General features: G+C 39.6%; 15 protein-coding genes. 14 read left to right on the plus strand and 1 reads right to left on the minus strand.

What is annotated here, in order from left to right:
• Positions 1–105: 105 nt before the first annotated feature.
• Positions 106–294, minus strand: coding sequence for a 50S ribosomal protein L28 (gene rpmB, locus HMPREF1639_RS08510; RefSeq protein ID WP_036765526.1), 189 nt, complete (start codon positions 292–294; stop codon positions 106–108).
• A 154-nt stretch (positions 295–448) separates the two neighbouring features.
• Between rpmB and HMPREF1639_RS08515 the strand changes: the two genes are divergently transcribed.
• The 14 genes from HMPREF1639_RS08515 (at position 449) to nusB (ending at position 13,954) form a co-directional block, all read left to right on the plus strand.
• A complete protein-coding gene (locus tag HMPREF1639_RS08515; RefSeq protein ID WP_036765527.1) occupies positions 449–799 on the plus strand; it encodes an Asp23/Gls24 family envelope stress response protein in 351 nt (116 codons plus the stop codon).
• 14 nt (positions 800–813) lie between these two features.
• The gene (locus HMPREF1639_RS08520) at positions 814–2,478 is read left to right on the plus strand and encodes a DAK2 domain-containing protein (RefSeq protein WP_036765529.1); all 1,665 of its coding nucleotides are present in this window, start codon (positions 814–816) and stop codon (positions 2,476–2,478) included.
• A gap of 87 nt (positions 2,479–2,565) precedes the next feature.
• On the plus strand, positions 2,566–4,623 hold the full coding sequence (gene recG / locus HMPREF1639_RS08525; RefSeq protein WP_036765532.1) for an ATP-dependent DNA helicase RecG: 2,058 nt from the start codon (positions 2,566–2,568) through the stop codon (positions 4,621–4,623).
• Between the two features lie 197 nt (positions 4,624–4,820).
• A complete protein-coding gene (rsmD, locus tag HMPREF1639_RS08530) occupies positions 4,821–5,381 on the plus strand; it encodes a 16S rRNA (guanine(966)-N(2))-methyltransferase RsmD (protein ID WP_036765534.1) in 561 nt (186 codons plus the stop codon).
• Complete coding sequence (gene coaD, locus HMPREF1639_RS08535) at positions 5,374–5,859, plus strand: pantetheine-phosphate adenylyltransferase (RefSeq protein WP_036765537.1); 486 nt, start codon at positions 5,374–5,376, stop codon at positions 5,857–5,859. The genes rsmD and coaD overlap by 8 nt, the downstream gene beginning before the upstream one ends.
• A 23-nt stretch (positions 5,860–5,882) precedes the next feature.
• Positions 5,883–6,428 (plus strand): hypothetical protein, encoded by a 546-nt coding sequence (locus tag HMPREF1639_RS08540; RefSeq protein WP_036765539.1) that lies wholly within the window; start codon positions 5,883–5,885, stop codon positions 6,426–6,428.
• A complete protein-coding gene (locus HMPREF1639_RS08545; protein ID WP_052045488.1) occupies positions 6,400–7,749 on the plus strand; it encodes a tRNA(Met) cytidine acetate ligase in 1,350 nt (449 codons plus the stop codon). Before HMPREF1639_RS08540 ends, HMPREF1639_RS08545 begins: the two co-directional genes overlap by 29 nt.
• Before the next feature lie 113 nt (positions 7,750–7,862).
• A complete protein-coding gene (locus HMPREF1639_RS08550) occupies positions 7,863–9,059 on the plus strand; it encodes an acetate/propionate family kinase (RefSeq protein ID WP_036765541.1) in 1,197 nt (398 codons plus the stop codon).
• Between the two features lie 70 nt (positions 9,060–9,129).
• Entirely contained in the window at positions 9,130–9,648 is a 519-nt protein-coding gene (locus HMPREF1639_RS08555) for a YceD family protein (RefSeq protein WP_036765543.1), read from the plus strand.
• 17 nt (positions 9,649–9,665) lie between these two features.
• Positions 9,666–9,845, plus strand: coding sequence for a 50S ribosomal protein L32 (gene rpmF, locus HMPREF1639_RS08560; protein ID WP_036765545.1), 180 nt, complete (start codon positions 9,666–9,668; stop codon positions 9,843–9,845).
• Between the two features lie 113 nt (positions 9,846–9,958).
• A complete protein-coding gene (gene plsX, locus HMPREF1639_RS08565) occupies positions 9,959–10,972 on the plus strand; it encodes a phosphate acyltransferase PlsX (protein WP_036765546.1) in 1,014 nt (337 codons plus the stop codon).
• 106 nt (positions 10,973–11,078) lie between these two features.
• The gene (locus HMPREF1639_RS08570) at positions 11,079–13,055 is read left to right on the plus strand and encodes a fructose-bisphosphatase class III (RefSeq protein ID WP_036765548.1); all 1,977 of its coding nucleotides are present in this window, start codon (positions 11,079–11,081) and stop codon (positions 13,053–13,055) included.
• A 70-nt stretch (positions 13,056–13,125) separates the two neighbouring features.
• Entirely contained in the window at positions 13,126–13,467 is a 342-nt protein-coding gene (locus HMPREF1639_RS08575) for an Asp23/Gls24 family envelope stress response protein (RefSeq protein ID WP_036765550.1), read from the plus strand.
• On the plus strand, positions 13,460–13,954 hold the full coding sequence (gene nusB / locus HMPREF1639_RS08580) for a transcription antitermination factor NusB (protein WP_036765553.1): 495 nt from the start codon (positions 13,460–13,462) through the stop codon (positions 13,952–13,954). The genes HMPREF1639_RS08575 and nusB overlap by 8 nt, the downstream gene beginning before the upstream one ends.
• Positions 13,955–14,052: the final 98 nt, after the last annotated feature.

The raw sequence follows: 14,052 nt of genomic DNA on the forward strand, positions 1-14,052 counted from the left end.
GAGGTAAGGACATAAGTGTTACTTGTATCCTTTCAGAGGCAAAACAAATAATAAAATAAAAAAGACACAAAAAAAGATACCAAATTTTGGTATCTTTTGTCGTTACTATGCTCTTTCAACTTTTCCAGAACGTAAGCATCTTGTACAAACAGACACTCTCTGAGGAGTTCCATCAACAACCGCTTTAACATTCTTTATATTAGCTGACCAAGTTCTCTTATTATGCTTGTTTGAGTGTGATACCTGGTTACCAGATACTTTACCTTTACCGCACACGCTACATACTTTTGACATTACGTACACCTCCTTAATACTGAAATATTAAGCCTAAAAACATAATTAATAATATCATAGTGGTATGAAAAAATCAAGTAAAAAATTGCATTACCGCTTATTTTTTTGTATAATAGTGTATATAGGAATATATATACGAATTTAGGAGGTCAACATGAGTTCAATTTTAACTAGTAAATTAGGAAATATAGAAATAGACAAAAACGTATTGGCGCAGCTAACATATAAGGCTGCTACAGAGAGCTATGGCTTGGTTGGCTTTTCATCAAAGTCAAAGGGAATAGTAGAACTTTTAAAGGGTGAGAACGCCACTAAGGGTGTTAATATCATAGAAATTAATGACAACAAGATAGACATAGAAATTTCTGTTATATTACAGTATGGTACAAATATTACAACAGTTGCCAATAATATTATTGAGAGAATCAAGTACACTGTTGAGACGTATTCTGGAATAAAGGTTAATTTAGTAACTGTAAGTGTTCAAGGAATAAGAGTCAAATAATCAGGAGGAGAGAAATGATAGAAAGTATTAATGGTAAATTGTTAAAGGAGATGTTTATCTCTGGTGCAAACCATCTACAGAATAACAAGGATTTAATAGACAAGCTGAATGTATTCCCAGTTCCGGATGGAGATACTGGTACTAATATGTCACTGACAATAGCTTCAGCTATAAGAGAACTAAAGACAATAAAGTCTGATTCAATAACTGACCTAGGCAAGGCCCTTTCAAAGGGGTCATTGATGGGGGCAAGGGGTAACTCAGGTGTTATCTTGTCGCAGATTATAAGGGGTATAGCCAAGTCTATAGAGGGCAAGAATGAGCTAAGTGTAGATGACTTTGCCAAGGCCCTAAAGTCAGGTTCTGACACTGCCTACAAGGCTGTAATCAAGCCTATAGAGGGTACAATCCTGACAGTAGTGAGGGAATCAAGTGAATTTGCTGTCAAAAATTCAAAGAAGTCTAAGGATTTTATTGAATTTATGGAAAAGGTGGTAGAGGAGTCTGAGAAGTCTCTTGAAAGGACTCCAGATCTATTAAAGAACCTTAAGGATGCAGGCGTAGTTGACTCTGGTGGTAAGGGATTGGTATGTCTGTACGAGGGTATGCTTAGTGCCTTGAAGGGTACTACTATTAAATTGCTAAATGCAGGTGAGGACTCAAAGTCAGCACCAGCTACAGGTGTTCATAGTGAGAGTGCTAGGGATGTAGATATCAAGTTCGGTTATTGTACAGAATTTATATTAGAGTCTCAGGACGTTGATTCAGATACGATCAGGGATATAATGATGGGCTATGGAGATAGTCTAGTTGTGGTTGGATATGATGGTGTCATCAAGGTTCACGTCCACACAAATAATCCAGGCAAGGCCCTAGAAGAAGCCTTGAAGTTTGGTCAGCTATTAACTATCAAGATAGAAAATATGAGACTTCAGCATGAGAACCAGATAATCACAGATGATGAACAGGAAGAGCTTGAACAGGTATCAGCTGATGAAGGATTTGTCGTAAATGCAGAAGAAAAGGAATTTGGTTTTATCACTACAACAATGGGTAGGGGTCTAGCAGATATATTTGATGAATTGGGTGTGGATATTGTTATCGAAGGTGGCCAGACAATGAACCCATCCACGGAAGACTTTATGAATGCCATCAAGATGGTCAATGCCAAGAACATATTTATTATGCCTAACAACAGCAACGTAATAATGGCTGCTAACCAGGCCAAGGAACTGTCAGAGAAGAATGTATTTGTAGTTCCTACAAAGAATATACCACAGGGTATCAGTTGCATGGTAACATTTGACCATGATGCAGATCCTCAGGTTAATATGAAAAACTTTGAGTCTATACTTGAAACAATCAAATCAGGTGAGATTACTTATGCAGTTAGAGATACTGTAATGGGTGGAATAGAGGTTTCTGAAGGAGATATCATAGGTATAACTGGCAAGGCCCTAATATCTTCAGGCAAGAAGGTTGAAGAGGTTACTAGGAATGTAATTAGGGATATGGTCGATGAAGATTCAGGTATCATCACACTTTACTACGGTGAAGCGGTTGAGGAAGATGAAGCTAGGCTATTTGCAGAAAATATTCAGGATGAATTTGATGATTTGGATGTAGAGTTGTATTATGGAGGTCAGCCTCTATACTACTATCTAATATCTGTAGAATAGGATAGAATAAGGAGCTAATTTTAGCTTGTAGTTAAGTATTTGAGTATAGGTATTCTTGCCTATACTCTTTTCGATTATGGAGGTAGTATGTATAGCGTATTAAATGAAAATATACAATTTGTTAAGGGGATAGGCCCCAAGAAGGCAGAAAAGATGTCTAGACTAGGTATATTTACAGTCAAAGATGCCCTCTACTATTTTCCAAGACAGTTTGAAGATAGGTCTAGGCAGAAGAAAATATTCCAGTTAGAAGAGGGAGAAAAAACTGGTGTCAGGGTCAAGATAGACAGGATTAATTCTAGCAGTCGAAGGCGGCTTAGTATTACCGAATTTTATGTAAGTGATGAAACTGGCAGGGCCAAGCTAGTATTTTTCAACAAGGCCTACTTGAGAAATACCTTTAGGGTAGGCGACATAGTCAAGGTATTCGGTAGCGTCAAGAAGCATGCTGGACCTATGACCGAGCTACATAATTGTGAGATAGAATACGACAAGATAGATAAAAATACGGGCATTATCATGCCGGTATACAGCCTTACAGGAGGTGTCAGCAATAAGGATGTAATGGGGATGATAAGGAATATTTTTGAATCCTCGGATATTAGTATAGGGGAATACCTGCCAAAATGGCTGGTTGAAAAGTACAACCTGTGTGGGGTTGATTTTGCCATAAGGAATATGCACTTTCCCGAAAAAAAAGAAAATGTAAAGATTGCCATGTATAGACTTATATTTGAGGAGTTACTCTTCCTCCAGCTAGGCCTATTTACAGTAAAGGGTAATAACAAGGTAGGCAGGGGTATAAGGTTTGAGAGACATCCAGACATGGATAAGATAGAAGAAGGCCTGCCTTTTAGGCTGACTCGTGCCCAACAGAAGGCCTATGACGATATTGTGGCCGACATGGCATCGGATAGGATAATGAATAGGTTGGTCCAGGGTGATGTGGGATCAGGAAAGACTGTTGTGGCCCAATTAGCTCTGGCTAACTGCGTCCTGAATGGCTACCAGGGGGCCTATATGGCACCGACTGAAATCTTGGCCAAGCAACATATGGAGAGTTTTAAGGAATTTTTTGATGGAAGTGGTATAAGGGTAGAGGTCCTAACAGGTAGTTCGACCAAGAAAGAGGCTAGGGAAATTCTAGAAGACCTAGCAAGTGGTCAGATTGACATCTTAATCGGTACCCATGCCCTGATTGAGGATAGGGTAGACTTTGCCAATTTGGGATTGGTCATTACAGATGAGCAGCATAGGTTCGGAGTAAGGCAGAGGGGGAGGCTGACATCTAAGTCAGAAAATCCAGATGTCCTAGTTATGACTGCAACACCTATACCTAGAACTTTGGCCCTTATTCTATATGGTGACTTAGATATTTCTGTGATAGACGAATTGCCACCAGGTAGGAAGCCTATAGAGACCCTAGCTATAGAGAAGAGGAAGAGAGAGTCCTACTATATGTCCAAGGTTAGGTCAGAAATTGAAAAGGGAAGGCAGGTCTACGTGGTATGTCCCCTAGTTGAAGAGAGCGAGACTATGGACCTAAAGTCTGCTACGGAGGTCTATGATGAATTGAGGTATGCCTTTTTCAAGGACCTGAGAATAGGTCTTCTACACGGTAGGATGAAGGCTAGTGAAAAGGACCAGGTTATGGAGGCCTTTAAAAATCACGAATTGGATATACTGGTATCTACTACGGTAATAGAGGTAGGGGTAAATGTTCCAAATGCCAGCCTGATGATTATTGAAAATGCTGAGAGGTTCGGTCTGGCCCAGCTTCATCAGTTGAGGGGGCGTGTAGGCAGGGGAAGTGAAAAATCCTACTGTACACTTATATACGGTTCAAAGACTGAAATATGTAAAAATAGGATGTCTATAATGGAAGAGACTAATGACGGTTTTAAGATATCCGAGAGAGACCTTGAACTAAGAGGGCCTGGAGACTTTTTTGGAACTAGGCAGCATGGTCTACCAGAATTAAGGGTAGCCAACCTATTTAAGCATATAAAGATACTTAGGCTAGTCCAAAAAGAGGCCAGAGAAATCTATTCATCAGACCCATCCCTAAGATTAAGAGACAATGAAGGTATCAGGATAAAGGTCGAAGAGATGTTCAATACAATAGGTGGTAATATATCCATATAGGTGTTTGTTCTAAAGGATAGGTCTTATACTAGATTAATTGGAGCTAGGCATGATTATAGGTAGGTATGCTAGGGCAGACTGCGTAGACATAGTTTGCCTATCTAATATTTTGTCTGAAATAAGAACATTAATCTAGTTAAATACTATATTGTATGATAGAATATATTTAAGTAAAGATTTTATTAGGAGGATTAGGAGTGAGAGTAATATCCGGAAGTGCCAGGGGGCTAAAACTCAATACACCAAGCGATGACAGGATAAGACCTACTACTGACAGGGTAAAAGAATCCATGTTTAACATTATACAGGACTGGGTCTACGATAGTCAGGTTCTGGACCTATTTGCAGGCAGTGGAGCCCTAGGTATTGAAGCCTTGTCGAGGGGGGCCAAAGAGGCAGTATTTTGTGATAAGAGTCTCGACAGTATCAAGATAATAAAATCAAATATTGAAAAGGCCAGGCTGGTTGATAGGAGCCACTTGCTAAATTGTGACTTCAAGAAATGTCTCAGTGATATGGAGGTCAAGGGTCAGACTTTTGACTTGATCTTTGTGGATCCTCCCTACTACAAGGACTTGTTTGAAGATGTTCTTGAAACCATAAGGGCCTGTAATATATTGAATAAGGACGGAATAGTCATAGTTGAGCACGATGCCAGTACTAGTATAGGTCATATAAAGGGTCTAGACGTTTTCAAGGAAAAAAAGTACGGGATTACAATGCTGACTTTCTACTGTTTGGAGGATTGCAATGAGTAAGGATGTTAGGGCCATATTTGCTGGATCGTTTGACCCAATTACCAATGGCCATATAGATATAATTGAGAGGGCTGCCAAGATGTTCAGCCACTTGGAGGTTGGTTTATTGATAAATCCCAACAAGAAGACACTTTTTACCATGGATGAGAGGGTGGACCTGATAAGAGAGGCAACCAAACATTTGGACAATGTGAGTGTTATTAGCTTTGATGGCTTGTTGATAGACTACTGTATGAAGAATAATATAGGTGTACTTGTCAGAGGGGTTAGGACCATAGCAGATATGGAGTATGAATTACAGATGGCACATATGAACAAGGAATTAAATGACGGCTTGGAAACCATTATCTTGCCAACTAGCAAGACATATTCTTTTATTAGTTCATCACTTATTAAAGAAGTGCTTCACTTTGATGCTGATGTGAGTAACCTAGTACCAACCTGTGTGATTGAGAAATTAAAAGAAAAAAATAAATAAGTATATGAATTTGGAGGATAAATATGAGCGAAGATATTAAGATTATGGAAATACTTGCTGAGATGAAAGAAATGCTAAACCAGGCTAGTGGTTTTCCACTTTCAAAAAAAGTAGGTGTAGATAGGGAAGAAATGTTAAACTTGATTGATGAGTTGAAGGAAGCCCTACCTTATGAACTTGACACTGCCCTAAAGATTATAAAGGAACAGGATTCTATCCTTGAATCTGCTAGGAATGATGCAGACTTCCTTAGGGAAGAGGCAAAGAGAGAAAGAGAACAGAAGATAAGAGAATGTAACGACGAAATAATCATCAAAAACAAGCAGGTAGATTCAGAAATCGAAAGCATGATGAAGGAAGCTACAATGAGGGCTGAAGAGCTAGTATCTGAGAGCAAGATAAATAAGGATGCCAAGGCCAGGTCTGAGAAGATGATAAAAGAAGCCACAGATTATTCTAGAGACTTGAGAACAGGGGCAAGAAATTACTCTATAGAACAGTTGGAGAGCGTGGAAGCTACCTTGGTAGAAATCCTGTCTGATGTTAGGAAGGGTAAGTCTCAGCTATAGGCCTATGAAGATTGGTGGAATAATAGCAGAATATAATCCCTTTCACAAGGGTCACAGCTACCAAATAGAAGAGTTCAAGAGGATATCGTCTTGCAGCCATCTTGTGGTGGCCATGAGTGGTAACTTTGTCCAAAGGGGAGGTCCTGCCCTAGTAGATAAGTATGCCAGGACACAGATGGCCCTGGATAATGGGGTTGACTTGGTCATAGAGATACCAAGCATATTTGCCGGACAAACTGCTGAAATATTTGCTAGAGGGGGTCTACTCAGTCTAAATTCATTGGGCTGTGTAGATTCTTTTTGTTTTGGTTCAGAAGATGGCAATATAGACAGGTTAAGAGAGCTTGCAGGCTATATATACGACCAGGCAGCTTTGATAGATGAGAGGGCGGGACTACTGATGAAAAATAGCATGTCCTATGCCAAGGCGAGGGAAGAGGCAATCAGACAAGGTTTTGAGTCTTTCGATATTGGGGCTATCCTCAGTCAATCTAATAATATCTTGGGACTAGAATATCTAAAGGAGGCTAGGAGGCTGGACTCAGGCATGGAGGCAGTCACAATAAAGAGACAGGGAGCTTCCTACAATAGTCAAGATATGGATGGGCCTATGCCATCAGCAAGTGCAATTAGAAGGTCAATACTAGGGCTAGGAAAATTTGAAAATATTGGACAGCTAGAAGACGAATGTAAGTATGGAGACGCTATAGGGCAAAACATAGATCAAATCCTAGGCAAGCTTCTAGACAAGTCTGTCTTGGATATATTAAAATCCCTGAGTGGACAAGGTATAGATTTTATGGGAGAGGATAGTTTTTTCCAAGAAATATCCTATATACTTGCCAGAGAGGACCAGGGTCTAGGAAAATATTTTGAAGTCAATGGTGGACTTGAGCACTCTATAAGGAGGGCTGTACTGACATCTACCAGCATGGCAGGTGTTCTAGCAAGTCTCAGCAACAAGTCCCATACGCACTCAAAAATTAGAAGGGCCATATATAATATCCTTTTAGGAATCACAAAGTCGGATATGGACCAGGCCAAAGTTATAAAATCCCTTCCCTATGCTAGAGTTTTAGGAATGAATAATAAGGGCAGAGATATACTGAGGATGGCAAAAGAAAGGTCTAGCATAAATATAATAACTAGTCCAGCCAAGGCTATAAATAGTCATATCTATAGGGAGGATTCCTTGTACAGGAAGCTTCTAGATATAGATCTCAGAACCTCAGCCATATATTATCAGAAGTATCATGCCAAGAATCCAGACCTACTAGCAAGGGGGCAGGCAGACTTTTTTGATACAAGGTTTAACTTTTGATTCAAGTAGAATTTTTAAGTTTGTTTTTTTAAGAAGTATATGTACTTTTTCTAAAAAAAGTGTTATATTAACAAAGGTATAATAATTAATCATTAAGTGGAGGAAAGTAATAAATGAAAGTTTTAGTGTTAAATTGTGGTAGTTCATCATTGAAGTATCAGTTAATTGATATGGATAATGAAGCAGTACTTTGTAAGGGATTGGTAGAAAGAATTGGTATAGAAGGTTCTATACTTAAGCATGAAAAGGAAGGTCTAGAAGGCAAGCATATTGTTGAGCAGCCAATGAAGGACCACAAGGATGCAATAAACCACGTCCTTACTGCTGTTGCAGATCCAGCTGTTGGAGCTGTAAAGGAAATGAAGGAAATAGATGCTGTTGGACACAGGATAGTTCACGGTGGAGAAAAGTTTGCTTCTTCTGCAGTATTGACTGATGAAGTAATAGCTGCAATCAAGGATTGTAGTGACCTTGCTCCCCTACACAATCCAGCCAACCTAATGGGTGTAGAAGCTTGCAGGGCTATACTTCCTGATGTCCCAATGGTAGGTGTATTTGATACAGCCTTCCACCAGACAATGCCAGAAAAATCTTTTATGTATGGTCTACCTCATGAATTATATAAGAAGCATGGTGTTAGAAGATATGGTTTCCACGGTACTTCTCACCTATATGTATCACAGAAGGCTGCTGAAATGCTAGGCAAGAAGCCAGAAGACCTAAAGATCATCACTTGCCACCTAGGTAATGGTGCATCTATAACTGCAGTTGACGGAGGAAAGTCAGTTGATACATCTATGGGTCTAACTCCACTAGAGGGTCTAATAATGGGAACAAGATGTGGTGATATAGATCCAGCTATCATACCTTTCGTAATGAAGAAGGAAGGTCTAGATGCTGATGGCGTTGACAAGTTGATGAACAAGGAGTCAGGAGTATACGGTATGACTGGTATATCTTCAGACTTTAGAGATATAGAGGATGCAGCTGCTCAAGGAAATGAGCTAGCTATAAATGCCCTAGCTGCCTATGCTCAGAGAGTAAAGAAGTACATAGGTGCCTATGCTGCTGAGATGAACGGTGTGGATGCAATTGTATTTACTGCTGGTCTTGGAGAAAATGGTATAGGAATGAGAGAAATGATCTGTGCCGACATGGACTTTATGGGAATCAAGCTAGATGCCCAAAAGAATGATGTAAGAGGCAAGGACAGGATAATCTCTGCTGACGATTCAAGAGTAAAGGTATTGTTGATACCAACTAATGAAGAATTGATGATAGCAAGAGATACATTGAGACTGTCTAAATAGTTAAAAATACTTGACAAATTGGTTTCAAATATGTATAATAGATAAGTAATGTTTTAGAGGTGATAAATTTATGAAGCTAAATATAGATTCTCTAACTAATAAAGAGAGAGAAAGTATAGACTTTGATTTTAGTGAAGAACTAGAGTCGGTTAAATATTATGGTGTGGAATATAATTTGATATCACCACTGCATCTGACTGGTAGGATATCCAGGGCTGGAAGGAACTTTTTGCTAAGGGCTAGCGTTGCCTTTGATTATGAAGGAGCCTGCTCGAGGTGTTTAAAGGACATGAAGGTTCCGGTTGATTATGAGATAGATGCATACCTAATGAAGGAAGAATATGATGAGGATAGTTATGAAGATGTAGACGTATTTCCTCTAGAAGGTACAGAGGTTGACCTCTTGGAACTTGTAGATAGTACACTGACTTATAATATGCCTCAAAAAGTGTTGTGTAGCGAAGATTGCAAAGGAATATGTTCGGGCTGTGGGGTAGATTTAAATACCCATGACTGCGTGTGTGAAGACTCCATGGACGAAGATGACATTGATCCTAGATTTGCTAAATTAAAAGAATTGTTAAAATAGAGTAAGGAGGTGTCTTCATGGCAGTACCAAAGCGTAGAACATCTAAATCTAAAACTAAAATGAGAAGAGCGTCTAATTCAAAGATGGTTCCTACTGGTTTTGTAGAGTGTCCACAGTGTCACGAACCAAAGTTACCACACAGAGTTTGTACAAGTTGCGGATCATACGATGGTAAAGAAGTAGTATCAGTTGACTAATTAGATTTTAGAAAACAGAATATGATTGTTAGGTAGCGTAGGCTTTTTGCTTACGCTATTTTTACGTTTGAAAATATGGTATAATTATAGTACTTAGATTTATGGAGGTAAATATGAAAATAGTTATAGATGGAATGGGCGGTGACAATGCACCTATGGCACCTGTAGAGGGAGCCTGCATGGCCGTCAAGGAATACGGTGTTGATATAGTAATTACAGGTGACAAGGACCAGTTGGAGGCAGAGCTAGCCAAGCACGATTGTGACAAGTCAAAGATAGAGATAGTGCACACGACTCAGATAATCACAAACGATGAAAAGCCTGTAGCAGCCATCAGGAGAAAGACAGATTCTTCTATGGTTGTAGCCCTAAACATGGTGAAAAATAAAGAGGCTGATGCAATGGTGTCGGCTGGTAGTACAGGAGCCTTGCTAAGTGGAGGAGTATTCGTCATAAAGAGAATTAAGGGTATCAGTAGACCTTGCATATGTACTGCTATACCTACTATGGATGGTGGTGTCAGCCTACTGTCAGATACAGGAGCAAATGTTGACTGTAATGGCCAGCAGTTGGTTGACTTCGCAGCCATGAGCAATATATATGCCAAGAGGGTTATGAAGATAGATAATCCAAGGATTGCCCTAGCCAATATAGGTACAGAAGAGGGCAAGGGAAACGAATTGTTAAAAACTACATATGACCTATTAAAGGACAGGAAAGATATGAATTTTATAGGTAATATGGAGACTAGGGAAATATTAAATGGTGTATGTGATGTAGTAATATGTGATGGCTTTATAGGTAATGTCATAGTGAAAACCCTAGAGGGAACAGTCCTATCACTTTTCAAGAAGATGAAGGAAACTATTATGTCATCAACTAAGGCCAAGATAGGAGCCCTCTTGATGAAGGATAGTCTAAAAGGTTTGAAGGACTCACTTGATTATTCATCACATGGTGGTGCCCCATTCTTGGGAGTTGAGGGTGGCCTAATAAAAGCCCATGGTAGTTCTGATGCCAGAGCCATCAAAAATGCTATCAGGCAGGCTATACAGTTTGTAGATGGAAATGTGGTTGAAGAAATCAGGGCCTATATATCAAGTGACAAGGAAAATGAAGATAAATAATATATAAAAGAGTGAAGAACAAATCCTATATGAATATGAGTGGGTATCAGCTTAAATATGTGGATAATATGATAGGATTTGGTGAACTAGTATTTTGGAGGTAGATATGAGAGATAATTTAGCTGTCGACGATAGGGACCTAAAGTTCAAATACTTGAAACTCATGGCCAACCAATATCCGACAATATCTGAAGCAAGTACAGAAATAATCAATTTGGAAGCAATATTGAACCTACCAAAGGGGACAGAGCATTTTTTATCAGACATACATGGTGAGCACGAGCCCTTTATTCATGTATTAAAAAACGGCTCAGGAGTAGTAAGGAGGAAGATTGACGAACTCTTTACCAATACAATGAGGGACTCGGAAAAAAGGTCTCTAGCTACCTTGGTCTACTATCCCTACAGCAAGATGGAGATGGTAAAAAGGACTGAGAGCAGTATGGAAGACTTCTATAGGATTTCTATATACAGGCTGGTAGAGCTTTGCAAATACTGTTCTAGTAAGTATACTAGGTCTAAGGTTAGGAAGCTCTTGCCAAAGGATTATGCCTATGTAATAGAAGAACTAATGCATGAGCACAGGAAGAGCGAGCACAAGGAAGAGTACTATGTATCCTTGGTGGAATCAATAATTAGCCTAGGCCAGTCTGAAAACTTTATAGGTGCCCTTGCCAAGGCTATACAAAAGTTGGTTGTAGACAGGCTACACATAGTGGGTGATATATATGACAGGGGGCCAAGGCCAGACTTGATTATAGACCGTCTCATGGACCACCACAGTGTCGATATCCAGTGGGGTAACCACGATATCTTGTGGATGGGGGCAGCAGCCGGTGAGAAAACCTGCATAGCCAATGCCCTGAGAATTTCTTCAAGGTATGATAACCTAGATATCATAGAGGATATATACGGTATAAACCTCCTACCGCTGGCGAGTTTTGCCATAAGCACATATAAGAATGACCCATGTAGTGAGTTCCAACCTAAGGTGGACAGGGATGACTCCAATTTGAGGGAAATATCCATGATAGCCAAGATTCACAAGGCTATCAGCATCATACAGTTCAAGTTAGAAGGGGCTATTATTGGCAGGAGGCCAGAGTATGAGATGGACCATAGGCTCCTTTTAGACAAGGTGGACTACGACAAGGGAACTATAGTCATCAAGGGCAAGACATACCCTTTGAAAGATACTAACTTCCCGACTATAGATCCTGCAGACCCTTATAGGTTGACATCTGAAGAAGAGGAAATCATAGACAAGCTGGCAGATGCCTTTAGGTCCAGTGACAAGCTTCAAAAGCATATCAACTTCCTGTTTTCAAAGGGAAGTATCTACCTAAAGTACAATGGCAACCTATTAATTCACGGTGGTCTTCCATTAAAGGACGATGGTAGCTTTATGTCGATGAAACTAAGAGGACAGGAGTATTCAGGCAAGGCCCTACTTGACAAGATGGAGTCCCTAGTAAGAGAGGCCTATTATGAAGAGGATGAAGACAAGAGGTCTTATGGCTTGGATATGTTCTGGTACCTATGGACTGGTAAGTGTTCATCACTCTTTGGTAAGGACGATATGACTACCTATGAGAGGTACTTTATAGAGGACAAGGTCACCCACAAGGAAAATAAAAATCCATACTTCAGTCTTAGAGAGGATATGACTATACTCAAAAAAATATTTGATGAGTTTGATATGGATTTTGAAGAAGACCATATTATAAATGGTCATGTACCTGTCAAGTACAAGAAGGGGGAAAGCCCAGTTAAGGCCCAGGGCAAGGTCTTTGTAATAGATGGGGGCTTCTCCAAGGCCTATCAGAGCAAGACAGGTATGGCAGGCTATACACTGATATATAACTCAAGGACCTTACAGCTAGTAGCTCACGAACCTTTTACATCAAAGGAGGATGCTGTAAAGAACGAGAGAGATATCATATCGTCTACAGTCTTGGTTGAGCACAAGTCCAAGAGGAAGATGATTAAGGATACAAATGATGGCCAGCAACTATTGGAGATGGTAGAAGATCTTAAAGACCTACTAGCAGCCTACAGGAGCGGTCTAATTAAGGAAAAATAATTTGCAAAAATAAGTATATTTTGGTATTATTGTAGCATAGATAATAGTGGAATAATCATGGAGGTGTACAATGGAAAATTTAGGTCAGATAAAGATTTCGAATGATGTAATACAGACAATCGCTGGTTTTGCAGCACTAGAAATAGATGGAATAGACAAGTCTACTTCATTTACAGACAAGTTATTTAGAAACCACGGAATAAAGGTAAAGGTAGAAGACGAAAAGGCCATAATAGATATCGATATAGCTGTCAAGTTTGGTCAGGTAATACCAGACGTATCTATGAAGGTTCAGGAAAATATAGTAAATGCAGTTGAAACTATGGCAGGTCTTAAGGTTGCCCAGGTCAATGTTCATGTTGACAGCCTAGTACTAAAAAAAGAAAAGGTAGAAAAGAAAGAAAATGACTAGAGCTAATAATTTAATAATGCAGAGGAAGGTTTCTAGAGAAATATTTATGAAGTATCTCTATAGTAGGTCTGTATCAAATGTTGGATGGGAGGGTCTGTGCCAGGACCTGGATACTTTTTTGGATTCAGTAGAGGATGACGCCCTAGAAATTCATAAGTCACATGGTGGCGAGGATATAGATATGTTGGAATCATATAGGGAGGTTCTTCTAGATTCTTCATATTTGATGGATGTAGCCAAGGCTGTGGAGGAGAATATAGAGGCAATTGATACCTATATAAATAAATTTGCTAGAAACTGGACTACAGATACTATGCCTGCAGTGGACGTGGCTATACTGAGATTGGCAATTGCAGAGATCAAGTTTATGTTCACGATACCGGAGGTTGTAGCCTGTGATGAGGCAGTAAATATAGCCAAGAAGTATTGTGATGACGATGCCTACAAGTATATTAATGGCATACTTGGCAGTGTGATGAAGGCTTAGTGGCATAAGAGATTAGGGAGGGTGAGACAGGTAGTCCACTCTCTTTTATGTATGACGGGCATGCCGTCAGTCTGTGGTGAAAGTCCACGTAGGGCGTA

This window comes from Peptostreptococcus sp. MV1, from assembly GCF_000758885.1.
In the GTDB taxonomy this organism is placed as follows: domain Bacteria; phylum Bacillota; class Clostridia; order Peptostreptococcales; family Peptostreptococcaceae; genus Peptostreptococcus.

What these genes read in the sequence shown, in the direction of transcription:
- HMPREF1639_RS08575 (WP_036765550.1), top strand. Translation starts at nt 13,126, where the DNA reads ATGGAAAATTTAGGTCAGATAAAGATTTCGAATGATGTAATACAGACA.
- rpmB (WP_036765526.1), bottom strand. Translation starts at nt 294, where the DNA reads ATGTCAAAAGTATGTAGCGTGTGCGGTAAAGGTAAAGTATCTGGTAAC.
- nusB (WP_036765553.1), top strand. Translation starts at nt 13,460, where the DNA reads ATGACTAGAGCTAATAATTTAATAATGCAGAGGAAGGTTTCTAGAGAA.
- rpmF (WP_036765545.1), top strand. Translation starts at nt 9,666, where the DNA reads ATGGCAGTACCAAAGCGTAGAACATCTAAATCTAAAACTAAAATGAGA.
- HMPREF1639_RS08550 (WP_036765541.1), top strand. Translation starts at nt 7,863, where the DNA reads ATGAAAGTTTTAGTGTTAAATTGTGGTAGTTCATCATTGAAGTATCAG.
- plsX (WP_036765546.1), top strand. Translation starts at nt 9,959, where the DNA reads ATGAAAATAGTTATAGATGGAATGGGCGGTGACAATGCACCTATGGCA.
- coaD (WP_036765537.1), top strand. Translation starts at nt 5,374, where the DNA reads ATGAGTAAGGATGTTAGGGCCATATTTGCTGGATCGTTTGACCCAATT.
- HMPREF1639_RS08515 (WP_036765527.1), top strand. Translation starts at nt 449, where the DNA reads ATGAGTTCAATTTTAACTAGTAAATTAGGAAATATAGAAATAGACAAA.
- HMPREF1639_RS08570 (WP_036765548.1), top strand. Translation starts at nt 11,079, where the DNA reads ATGAGAGATAATTTAGCTGTCGACGATAGGGACCTAAAGTTCAAATAC.
- HMPREF1639_RS08520 (WP_036765529.1), top strand. Translation starts at nt 814, where the DNA reads ATGATAGAAAGTATTAATGGTAAATTGTTAAAGGAGATGTTTATCTCT.
- HMPREF1639_RS08545 (WP_052045488.1), top strand. Translation starts at nt 6,400, where the DNA reads ATGTTAGGAAGGGTAAGTCTCAGCTATAGGCCTATGAAGATTGGTGGA.
- HMPREF1639_RS08555 (WP_036765543.1), top strand. Translation starts at nt 9,130, where the DNA reads ATGAAGCTAAATATAGATTCTCTAACTAATAAAGAGAGAGAAAGTATA.
- HMPREF1639_RS08540 (WP_036765539.1), top strand. Translation starts at nt 5,883, where the DNA reads ATGAGCGAAGATATTAAGATTATGGAAATACTTGCTGAGATGAAAGAA.
- recG (WP_036765532.1), top strand. Translation starts at nt 2,566, where the DNA reads ATGTATAGCGTATTAAATGAAAATATACAATTTGTTAAGGGGATAGGC.